Origin of the sequence: Alcanivorax sp. (assembly GCF_014762765.1) — a bacterium.
GTDB lineage: Bacteria > Pseudomonadota > Gammaproteobacteria > Pseudomonadales > Alcanivoracaceae > Alcanivorax.
The window spans coordinates 22181-32001 of sequence record NZ_JABURH010000111.1; the positions used below are offsets into that span (position 1 = coordinate 22181).

The following is a 9821-nucleotide window of genomic DNA, read 5'->3' on the forward strand; positions in this document are numbered from 1 at the left end:
ATAGCGTTCCGTTAACCGATCAGAGACCCTTTCAGGGTGCGTTTGAGATCGACGCGGATGTTTTCCGCCTCTTCCAGGGTGGCATCCATGTTCTCGTGCGTGGGGTAACGCATGAAGATCTGGCCGTCCGGGCTGACCAGGAAAATATCGCCAACCGGTTCGCCGTCGATGGTTTCATACACCGGCGCCAGGGCGTTATTCACGGCTTGTGGTTCGGCATGGATTGATACCATGCCTTTCACGTTGTTGTTCAGGAATGCGTTGAGGGAGTCGCCTGCCGGGGCGGTATGCAGGATTACCCGTCGCACCCGGTCCACGTCTGCCCCGAGCGTCTGGCGGACCTGGCGCATCTGGTAATACAGGCCGTTCTTGCAGCGGGTATCACACTCGCTGCCTGCCACATAAAGGATAGTCCAAAGGCCGGTCATGTCGTCGCCGGTATAGGCGTCGCCATCGTCATTGACGGCGTTCAGCTTGGCCATGTCGATATGGGGAATCAGTAGCTGCCCCTTGTTTTCCCGCGGCAGTTCCCACGGATCGATCAGAAAGCGGCCTGCCAGAAAGAACAGGACAAAAGGAGCAACGATCGCCGCCAGGGTGGCAATGTTCTTGGTGCGTGGAGACATTAGGAGTGTTCCTCTCGCGTCTTTCGCCGGTTGCGCACGGCGGCGGCAACATATATCAGCAGGGCCGCCATTGCCAGCGCAAACCACTGCAGCGCATAAGCCTTGTGCTTGTCCGGGCCCATGGGGGCGATCTCCTGCCAGGGGCGTGGCAAGGGGGGATGACCGCCCAGAGCCAGATCCGGGCGCACCCGGATTTCGAAGGGGGCCAATTCTACCCCAAGTTTTTCGCCAATGGCGTCAAAATCCACTTTCTGTACCCGCAAAGGCCATTGATTGTCGGGCAATGGGGCGTTCTGAAGCACAAAGGTCTCCCGGGAGGGGCGATAGACCGTGCCTTCCACGGGAATTCTCCCGCTGATGGCATGGATCTCCGGCAACTGTTCCCGACGGGCACCGCGGGGTAGCCAACCCCGGTTGATCAGTACCCAGTGACCTTCACGGGTCTGCAGCGGGGTGAGCAGGTGATAGCCGGCCACGCCGTTGCGAATACGGTTGTCCAGCAGCACGTTGTGGGCGTTGTCCAGACTGCCGGAGAAGGCGGCTTGCCGGTGCAGAGGCGACGGATCAGCCAGCAGCGCAGGCAGGTCAGCAGCCGGTTGGCGAGCCTTTTCTTCCTGTGCGGTCAGCCATAGCCGCTTTTCTTCTGCCCGTTCCAGCTGCCACCAGCTCAGGCGCAGGCAAAGGGCGACAACCGCAAAGGTGGCCAGAAAGGCGATCCAGGACAGAACCGGACTGCGGTCCTTGGTGTTTGACATGATCTTTGCTCTCGCGGCTGCAGCATCCGTTCTGAGCGGAGCGCAGCGGAATAGTGCGTGCACTGGCAGGTGCGGCCATTACAATGGCGGCACATTGTACATAGTAAAGCCTGCCTGCCGCCAAGCGCGGGTCAAGACGCGGGCCAATCGAAACGGAGTAATCGTATGTGGTGGGTGAAACTGATTGTCATCGTACTGTTGATTGCGGCAGTGGTTTCACTGGGGCGGGCCCTGTTCTCCCTGGTCAAGGACGACGGCAAATCCGGCAAGACCATGCGGGCCCTGGCCTGGCGGGTAGGCTTTTCGGCGGTGATTTTCCTGTTCATTCTGCTGAGCATGATGATGGGCTGGATTCAGCCTCATGATGTGAACCCCACCAAACGTTACGGCCAGCCCATTGAACAGACCGCCCCGGCGCAATAACGCCTTCTATATAAAGAAGGGGACTGCTTGTAAAAGTCAGGTAAAAGCGTGCACCGGCCACGAACTTATGCCGTTTGCCCGCCTCTGACTTGCTGAGCATGAGGTGAAGGGTCAGCGAATGGATGACCAGGGAGCAGGATGCGCTTCACCCCACCCCCCTAATTGTCTGGAGGCTGCGTTATGGAATGGATGACCCGAGTCATGGTGGTTCTGTTCGTGCGGCTGCTGGCCCGCGCCGAGCAGGTGGCGCTGAATACCGGCGAGCCGTTGCGGGATTCGTTCAAATCCCGGATATGAGGCCGATAGCGTTTTTTTTATCCGCTGACGGAACCTTTATCGTTCTCGCCGGACAAATCAGGTAAGCAAGACACGTTTTCTCCTCTTGTAACATCAGGCAACCCTCGGGGCGTTCAGCGAGACTGGCGCCCTTCTTTTTTACCTGCTGCCCGCAGAGACGTGATTTACTTCTTCGGTGCCGGCCCCGGGGGCATGGGGAAGGCAGTAATATTGTTGCCGCTGGATTCCATGATCTTGCCGACCCCTTCCTTTTCCACCTCGTCGATACGAATGACCGCGTGAAGGGGAATAAAGGAGCGCATCACGTCGTTGAATTCCCGCTTCAGCTTTTCCTCCCCCGGGTCCACCACCAGGCTGGCCCGCTCCCCGAACAGAAACTCTTCCACTTCGACAAATCCATACAGGTCGCTTTGGTATATCTGCGAGGCATAGATTTCGTAGACATGACCCTGATTGTGGAATATCACCCGGTAGATTTGACGTCGTTTTGACATGGATGTGGTACAAGCTGTGTGTGGTAAAGGGGAGCGGAGTCTAGCACGATGAGGAGGGCTCGTATCTGCCTGAAAGGCTTGATAAACCCTACCTTTCGGCTGGACTTTGCGGATGCGAATGACTAGAGTTGGCGCCCATATATGCAGTGGGGCAATTTGCCGCACCTGTGGCGATCTGGTGAAATCGACCGTGCTGATTTCTAGCTATTTGATTTTATTGGATTTTGCCGCCCGCACGATCCCTATTGGTGGCCGCCCCCTTGGTTGCTGAGGTCTGCGGGACAAGGCGTTGGCTGCGGCTCCACGGCATCATCCTGAAACTTCGCTTTCCAGGTGCCGGTGACGGCAAAGAACAAGCGTGTCCTACGGGGCCATGCTGGGGAAAACAGGGAGCAAACGCATGCAGTCAACTCTGTTCCACCGCGCGGCGGTTGGTCTGACGTCACTGATGATCAGTGGTCTGACCTTCGCCAGCGACTGGACCGAACGTTCCGAACTCGACCTGCGACCGGGGGTGACCCAGGTCAGTCAGGATATTCAAGATCTTCACACCACCGTGCTCTGGATTGTGACCGTCATCGGTCTGCTGGTGTTCGGCCTGATCGTATACTCCATGATCAGCCACCGCCGCGCCAAGAACCCCAATCCGTCCACCTTCCACGAAAACGTCTTCCTGGAAGTGCTCTGGACTGTGATTCCCTTCGTGATTCTGATCGCCATGGCGGTGCCTGCCACCCGTGTTCTGGTTCAGATTGACGACAGCGCTGAATCCGAACTGACGGTGAAGGTAACCGGCTACCGCTGGAAGTGGAGCTACGAGTACCTGACCTACGAAGATGACAACGACATCGGTGTCTCTTTCTTCTCCAACCTGGCCACGCCACCTGAACAGTACAACAACCCGGTCCTGGCCGGCGGCCTGTTCCCCTATGGCACAGCGAAAGAGCTGGTTGGCAAGGAAGCTCCCGAGAAAGACCACAACTACCAGCTGGAAGTGGATAACAAACTGATCATTCCGTCAGGCCAGAAAGTCCGTTTCCTGGTGACCTCAGACGATGTGATCCACTCTTTCTGGATCCCGGATTTCGGTGGCAAGAAAGACGCTATTCCCGGTTTCGTCAATGAAATGTGGGCAAAAGTGCCGGAAGGCAAGGAAGGCACCTATTACGGCCAGTGTGCGGAACTGTGTGGCAAGAACCACGCCTTCATGCCGATTGCGGTAGAAGTGGTTAGCCAGGACGAGTTCAAGACCTGGATTGCTGAAGAGAAAGAAAAAGCCGCTTCCGGTCCTGACCTGACGCCGTTCACCGGACTGGATCAGGCGATGGACGAAGGCAAGCAGGTTTACGCCAGCGCCTGTGCACTGTGTCATGGTGCCAATGGTGAGGGTGGCATTGGTCTGCCGTTTGCGGGTACCGACTTCGCAACCAAGCCGGAGCACCTGAACGAACATATCGATGTGCTGGTAAATGGCCGTGCTGCCATGCCCGCATTCAAGGCTCAGTTGACCCCGCGCCAGATTGCGGCAGTGGTCACCTACGAGCGTAACGCTTTCGGCAACGACACCGGCGATCTGATTCAGCCCGCCGACGTTAACGACCACGAATAAGGGAGGGGATAGCAATGTCTACTGCAGCTGCAACCCATGATGATCACCACGATCATCACCACGCCCCGACCGGCCTGAAACGTTGGCTGTTCAGCACCAACCACAAAGATATCGGTACTTTGTACCTGTGGTTCAGCTTCGCCATGTTCCTCGCTGGCGGCTTTATGGCCATGGTGATCCGTGCCGAGCTGCTCGAGCCCGGCATGCAGTTTGTCGATCCGGAATTCTTCAACCAGATGACCACCGTGCATGGTCTTATCATGGTGTTTGGTGCGGTGATGCCCGCCACGGTTGGCCTGGCCAACTGGATGATTCCACTGATGATTGGTGCGCCGGATATGGCGCTGCCGCGGATGAATAACTGGTCCTTCTGGATTCTGCCTTTCGCCTTCGCGATCCTGATCGGTTCCGTGATCATGAGTGCCTTCGGCGATGGCAACCCCAGTGCGCCGAACTTCGGTTGGACTTTCTACGCTCCGCTGTCCACCAAATATGGCCCGGACTCCACGGACTTGTTCATCCTGTCCGTCCACATGATGGGTATTTCTTCCATTATGGGTGCCATCAACGTGGTCGTTACTGTCTTCAACATGCGTGCCCCTGGCATGACCCTGATGAAGATGCCGCTGTTCGTATGGACCTGGCTGATCACCGCCTTCCTGCTGATCGCGGTAATCCCGGTACTGGCCGGTGCAGTGACCATGATGCTGACCGACCGTCACTTCGGCACCAGCTTCTTCGATGCTGCCGGCGGCGGTGACCCGGTACTGTTCCAGCACGTGTTCTGGTTCTTCGGGCACCCCGAGGTGTACATCATGATCCTGCCGAGCTTCGGTATCGTGTCAGCGATCATTCCGGCCTTTGCCCGCAAGCCGCTGTTCGGTTACGCCTCCATGGTGTACGCCACCGCGTCCATTGCGCTGCTGTCCTTCGTGGTATGGGCTCACCACATGTTCACCGTGGGCATGCCGCTGGCCGGTACCCTGTTCTTCATGTACATGACCATGCTGATCTCCGTACCCACGGGTGTGAAGGTGTTCAACTGGGTGGCCACCATGTGGCGCGGCTCCATGAGCTTCGAGCTGCCGATGAAGTGGGCCATCGCCTTCGTGGTGCTGTTTACCTGTGGCGGTCTGTCCGGCCTGATGCTGGCGATCACTCCGGTGGACTTCCAGTACCACGATACCTACTTCGTTGTGGCTCACTTCCACTATGTACTGGTGACCGGCGCCATCTTCTCCATCTTCGCTGCTGCCTACTACTGGCTGCCGAAGTGGTCCGGCGTGATGCCCAACAAGACCCTGGGTGAACTGCACTTCTGGAACTCCCTGATTTCCGCCAACCTGCTGTTCTTCCCCATGCACTTCGTGGGTCTGGCCGGCATGCCGCGTCGTTACGCTGACTACGCGCTGCAGTTTGCGGACTACAACTTCTGGATTTCCATTGGTGGCTTCTGGTTCGGTCTGTCCCAGCTGTTGTTCCTGGCGGTGGCTGTGCTGTGCGCCATGAAGAAAGGCGAAAAAGCAGCGGCCAAGCCTTGGGATGGGGCCGAAGGTCTGGAATGGGAAGTGCCGTCTCCGGCGCCGTTCCACACCTACGACACCCCGCCGGTGGTCAAGTAAGTCCCGATAACGGACAGGAGCGGTACCATGAGCGAAAAACAGCTCAGCGTGGAAGAACGCAACAAGCGTACGCTGAAGAAGCTGTTGATCTGGGCGGTAGCCATGTTTGGCTTCGCCTTCCTCATGGTGCCGTTCTATAACGTTATCTGTGACATCACCGGCCTGAACGGCAAGACATCCAGTACGGCCGCCACCGACGTTCCCGAACAGGTGGTGGCGGATCGTACCGTGACGGTGGAATTCATTACCCAGAAAGGCGACGGCATCAGCGGTGAATTCACCTCTGAGACCAAGCGGGTCAAGGTGCACCCGGGGGAAATTACCCTGGTACATTTTTATGCCAGCAACCCGACGTCAACGGACATGATTACCCAGAGCATCCCCTCAGTAACGCCGGGGGAAGCTGCGCGCTACCTGCACAAGACCCAGTGCTTCTGCTTCGACCAGCAGACCCTGGCCGCAGGCGAGCGTAAGGACATGCCGATGATTTTCTATCTGGACCCGGAAATTCCACGTCATATAAACCAATTCACTCTGTCCTATACGATCTTCGATGTGACAGAGCGGGTCGCCGGTAAAAACAACAGCGTGGCTGTGAACTGATAACAGCCGGTTGTAGAGGAGATTTTCGAATGGCTACTGAAAAGTATTACGTTCCCGAGAGCAGCCCCTGGCCGCTGACCGCGTCCATCGGCTTGTTCATGACCGCCATTGGCGGTGCCAAGTTCATCCAGCAGAGCACCATGGATACCATGGAGCCGAACTTCTTCGGCAAGCCGCTGTTCTTCATCGGTCTGACCTGGTTGCTGCTGGTCATTGCCGCCTGGTGGCGCGATACCATCAAGGAATCCGTGGGTGGTCTGCACAGCAATCAACTGGGCGGTTCCTATCGCCAGGGCATGCTGTGGTTCATCTTTTCCGAGGTGATGTTCTTTGCCGCCTTCTTCGGCGCCATGTTCTACACCCGCTGGTTGATCATTCCGTGGTTGTCCGGGGAAGGCTCCAACGCCATGACCCACGAACTACTGTGGCCGGGTTTCCAGGCCATGTGGCCGCTTACGGTGACCCCGGACGGTAGCACCACCACGCCCATGGGCGCTTGGGGCCTGCCGGCCATCAACACCGCTATCCTGCTGGTCAGCTCCATCACCCTGACCATTGCCCACCACGCTCTGCTGGAAAACCAGCGCGGCAAGCTGATCATCTTCCAGGCCATCACCGTGGTACTGGGCGCCATCTTCCTGGGCCTGCAGGGTCTGGAATATGTGCACGCCTATGACATGGGTCTGACTCTGGATGCAGGGATCTACGGCAGCTTGTTCTTCCTGCTCACCGGCTTCCACGGTGCCCACGTGACCATCGGGACCATCTTCCTGTTGATCACCCTGATCCGTGTTATCAAGGGTCACTTCAGCCCGGATAACTGCTTTGCCTGGGAAGCGGGTGCCTGGTACTGGCACTTTGTGGACGTGGTATGGCTGTTCCTGTTCGTGACCGTTTACTGGTTGTAAGCAGCAGGAAGAAGCAGCACGCTACACGCTGCAGGCAACAAAAAGCCGCGCCCCGAAAGGGGCGCGGCTTTTTTTTGAGTTTCAAGCTGCAAGCTTCAAGCTACAAGGCGCGGTCGATGGCCTTCCAATATCAGAGGCCGTGCCCGCGTTGCAGCATCCACGTGGGGCTCACCTCTTAAAGAGACACTGCGTATTCTTCGCGTTGCGACTTGAAACTTGTCTCTTGCAGCTCAACGAATCCCGAACACATCAATAATGGTCTGGGTGGCGTCCATGATTCTCACGGCCTCATTGTCGATGATCACATCGGTCACCCCGTCAATACGGCGTATGCCGTCGTACACCGGCAGACGCTGCCCGTGGTAGTAAAGGTCATCGGGCAGGGTGCGGCCAACCTGGAGTTTCTTCTGCCAGCCCGGTGGCAGCTGGCCGCCGCGGGCCACTTTCTTTTGCAGGCCAGGCGGCAGGGACTGGTAATCCCTGTTGCTCAGATGGCGACGCAGAGCGTCACGTTCACGGTCGCTGTAGCGGTAATCGCGGTAATCCCGGTGGTGGTCATCACGGCGGTATTCCCGCTCGTGGCTTTCCTGTTGCTGCATCGCCTGGCCTTTTCCTTTGCCGGCCCAGGCCGGTGGCTGAGCCAGGCTGGCCACTGGCAAGCTCATTGCGGTGCCCAGCAGTAACAGCTTGGGTAATGTCGTTACTTTCATCACTTTTCCTCACTTATACGACAGGCTTCCTCCCATCTGACAACAACACGCGGTGTTTTGCTGTGACTGGCGTGGCTTGAAGCGTAAAACGTCGTAACGGATGAAGTCTGTGAGTAATGACTGCGGTGACAGTTGATAAGCAACAAAGTGCAATTTAGAGGGGTGTTGGATCGGTAGGGATTCGTTTCACTGCAGGACCATAACCGTAGTCGCCTTGTGGGCAAGACGACTACGAGGGGGGGCTTTGGTACAGGTCAGGCTGCGAGAACCTTGTTCAGCCATTGCCCGATATCACGAATCTGCTCCAGGCAGACCATATGCTCCATGGGGTAGGTGAGGTACTCAGGTGTATAACCCAGGCTGGTCAGGGTGTCTGCTGCCCGGCGGCCGAGCACTTCCGGCACCATGGGGTCCTGGCTGCCGTGGCAGATCATGACCGGCAGGGACGCATTAGCGGTAGAGGGGGTGACCGGCATGGCCATATAGGTGGACAAGGTCAGCAGGCCGGCCAGCTGTTGTGGGTAGCGTAATGCGGTCTGATAGGCCACCGCACCGCCCTGGGAGAAGCCGGCGATGACGATCCGGTGGGCCGGAATGCCACGCTGGATCTCTCGTTCGATCAGGGCGTCCACGGCATCCGCGGATGCCAACACCCCGGCCTCGTCCACCTTGCGGTCGATATCCATGGCGAGAATGTCGTACCAGGCGGGCATAACCATGCCGCCGTTGACGGTGACGGGAATCTCCGGCGCATGGGGAAACACAAAACGCACATCCAGCCCGGCTGGCAGCTGCAACTCCGGCACGATGGGCTCGAAATCATGACCACTGGCCCCCAGGCCATGCAGCCAGATCACGGCAGCCGTGGCATCGCCTGCCGGCTCGATTTCCACACACTTCAACAGTTCGCTCATGCTTTGTCCTTTGGGGTCGGAGGGTGGTTGTGGCCGAAACCAAAATCAATGTTCACCACAGAGGGCACAGAGTCACTGAGGAAAAGACTGTCTCTGTGTTCTCTGTGCCCTCCGTGGTAAAAGTTTTGCGCCGGTGCAGCCTACGCGGATGGAAAGGCAGTGACGAGTGACGAGTTGCGAGGAGCGAAAAGCAAACTCAAATCATAAAGGTTTTCGCTACTCGTACCTCGTCACTCGCTCCTCGTTTTTTACGCCCCGCCGGCTACAATCACGCGCACGGCTTCCAGCTGACAGCGAGCTTCGCCGAGCACTTTCTCCAAGGCTTCAGTCTGGGCTTCCAGGGCCTGGATTTCCTCGTCACGCACCGCCGGGTTCTTGGCCTGCAGCGCCTTCAGGCGAGCCAGTTCATGGCCCTGTTCCTGGCGCATTTTTTCCAGGGCGCCATCAATTGTGCCTTGGGCTTCTTTCGCGGCAAGCGCTTCATCCGCCTTGAGCAGTTTATCCAACAGCGGTTTCTGGCTGCCGACAATCTTGCGACTCAGTGGCTTGTCCATCTTGTGACATTGCTGGCTCAGGCCCTCGTGGCTGATCGCCTGGCTGATGTTCTTGCCGTTGGCGTCGAGCAGGTGGCGAATCACCGTGGTAGGCAAGAAGCGGTCCGCCTGCAGGTATTTGGGCGCCACCGCATCGATGGTGTAGATGGCCTCGATCAGCAGGGTGCCGGCATTGATCTTGGGGTTTTTAAGCAGACTCACGGCAGCCTTGCCACGGTGTTCGGTAAGCAGCATGTCCAGGCTGCCGGTGACCATGGGATGCTCCCAGGTAAGGAACTGCATGTCATCACGGGCCAGGGCGGTGGC

The 9821-nt window shown here is 57.8% G+C and carries 10 protein-coding genes and 1 pseudogene; 5 read left to right on the forward strand and 6 right to left on the reverse strand.

Translation table 11 applies throughout. The features are described from left to right. Positions 1 to 11 precede the first annotated feature (11 nt). Positions 12 to 626 (reverse strand): hypothetical protein, encoded by a 615-nt coding sequence (locus HUJ17_RS06935; RefSeq protein ID WP_290510009.1) that lies wholly within the window; start codon positions 624 to 626, stop codon positions 12 to 14. Continuing rightward, complete coding sequence (locus HUJ17_RS06940; RefSeq protein WP_290510010.1) at positions 626 to 1381, reverse strand: SURF1 family protein; 756 nt, start codon at positions 1379 to 1381, stop codon at positions 626 to 628. Before HUJ17_RS06940 ends, HUJ17_RS06935 begins: the two co-directional genes overlap by 1 nt. A gap of 165 nt (positions 1382 to 1546) precedes the next feature. Between HUJ17_RS06940 and HUJ17_RS06945 the strand changes: the two genes are divergently transcribed. Continuing rightward, positions 1547 to 1804 carry a twin transmembrane helix small protein gene (locus HUJ17_RS06945; protein ID WP_290510011.1) on the forward strand — a complete coding sequence of 86 codons (258 nt, stop codon included), beginning with the start codon at positions 1547 to 1549 and terminating at the stop codon, positions 1802 to 1804. 461 nt (positions 1805 to 2265) lie between these two features. On the opposite strand, the gene HUJ17_RS06950 is transcribed toward HUJ17_RS06945, so the two are convergent. After that, the gene (locus tag HUJ17_RS06950; RefSeq protein ID WP_290510012.1) at positions 2266 to 2595 is read right to left on the reverse strand and encodes a DUF1820 family protein; all 330 of its coding nucleotides are present in this window, start codon (positions 2593 to 2595) and stop codon (positions 2266 to 2268) included. Between the two features lie 400 nt (positions 2596 to 2995). Between HUJ17_RS06950 and coxB the strand changes: the two genes are divergently transcribed. From coxB to HUJ17_RS06970, 4 genes are read left to right on the forward strand one after another with little or no spacing between them, the layout of a single operon-like run. Further along, positions 2996 to 4204: a cytochrome c oxidase subunit II gene (gene coxB / locus HUJ17_RS06955; RefSeq protein WP_290510013.1), complete on the forward strand. Its 1209-nt coding sequence runs from the start codon at positions 2996 to 2998 to the stop codon at positions 4202 to 4204. Between the two features lie 14 nt (positions 4205 to 4218). Beyond that, a complete protein-coding gene (gene ctaD, locus HUJ17_RS06960; RefSeq protein WP_290510014.1) occupies positions 4219 to 5826 on the forward strand; it encodes a cytochrome c oxidase subunit I in 1608 nt (535 codons plus the stop codon). Positions 5827 to 5853: 27 nt separating this feature from the next. Next, on the forward strand, positions 5854 to 6429 hold the full coding sequence (locus tag HUJ17_RS06965; protein WP_290510015.1) for a cytochrome c oxidase assembly protein: 576 nt from the start codon (positions 5854 to 5856) through the stop codon (positions 6427 to 6429). Positions 6430 to 6458: 29 nt separating this feature from the next. Next, positions 6459 to 7337 carry a cytochrome c oxidase subunit 3 gene (locus HUJ17_RS06970; RefSeq protein ID WP_290510016.1) on the forward strand — a complete coding sequence of 293 codons (879 nt, stop codon included), beginning with the start codon at positions 6459 to 6461 and terminating at the stop codon, positions 7335 to 7337. Between the two features lie 230 nt (positions 7338 to 7567). On the opposite strand, the gene HUJ17_RS06975 is transcribed toward HUJ17_RS06970, so the two are convergent. The 3 genes and pseudogenes from HUJ17_RS06975 to HUJ17_RS06985 form a co-directional block, all read right to left on the reverse strand. Beyond that, positions 7568 to 8047, reverse strand: a complete 480-nt coding sequence (locus HUJ17_RS06975) for a hypothetical protein (protein WP_290510017.1) — start codon at positions 8045 to 8047, stop codon at positions 7568 to 7570. Positions 8048 to 8301: 254 nt separating this feature from the next. Further along, a complete protein-coding gene (locus tag HUJ17_RS06980) occupies positions 8302 to 8961 on the reverse strand; it encodes a dienelactone hydrolase family protein (protein ID WP_290510018.1) in 660 nt (219 codons plus the stop codon). A gap of 248 nt (positions 8962 to 9209) precedes the next feature. After that, a pseudogene (locus tag HUJ17_RS06985) lies at positions 9210 to 9821 on the reverse strand (RNA polymerase-associated protein RapA); the annotation flags it as partial.

What these genes read in the sequence shown, in the direction of transcription:
- HUJ17_RS06965 (WP_290510015.1), top strand. Translation starts at nt 5,854, where the DNA reads ATGAGCGAAAAACAGCTCAGCGTGGAAGAACGCAACAAGCGTACGCTG.
- HUJ17_RS06980 (WP_290510018.1), bottom strand. Translation starts at nt 8,961, where the DNA reads ATGAGCGAACTGTTGAAGTGTGTGGAAATCGAGCCGGCAGGCGATGCC.
- ctaD (WP_290510014.1), top strand. Translation starts at nt 4,219, where the DNA reads ATGTCTACTGCAGCTGCAACCCATGATGATCACCACGATCATCACCAC.
- coxB (WP_290510013.1), top strand. Translation starts at nt 2,996, where the DNA reads ATGCAGTCAACTCTGTTCCACCGCGCGGCGGTTGGTCTGACGTCACTG.
- HUJ17_RS06975 (WP_290510017.1), bottom strand. Translation starts at nt 8,047, where the DNA reads ATGAAAGTAACGACATTACCCAAGCTGTTACTGCTGGGCACCGCAATG.
- HUJ17_RS06970 (WP_290510016.1), top strand. Translation starts at nt 6,459, where the DNA reads ATGGCTACTGAAAAGTATTACGTTCCCGAGAGCAGCCCCTGGCCGCTG.
- HUJ17_RS06935 (WP_290510009.1), bottom strand. Translation starts at nt 626, where the DNA reads ATGTCTCCACGCACCAAGAACATTGCCACCCTGGCGGCGATCGTTGCT.
- HUJ17_RS06945 (WP_290510011.1), top strand. Translation starts at nt 1,547, where the DNA reads ATGTGGTGGGTGAAACTGATTGTCATCGTACTGTTGATTGCGGCAGTG.
- HUJ17_RS06950 (WP_290510012.1), bottom strand. Translation starts at nt 2,595, where the DNA reads ATGTCAAAACGACGTCAAATCTACCGGGTGATATTCCACAATCAGGGT.
- HUJ17_RS06940 (WP_290510010.1), bottom strand. Translation starts at nt 1,381, where the DNA reads ATGTCAAACACCAAGGACCGCAGTCCGGTTCTGTCCTGGATCGCCTTT.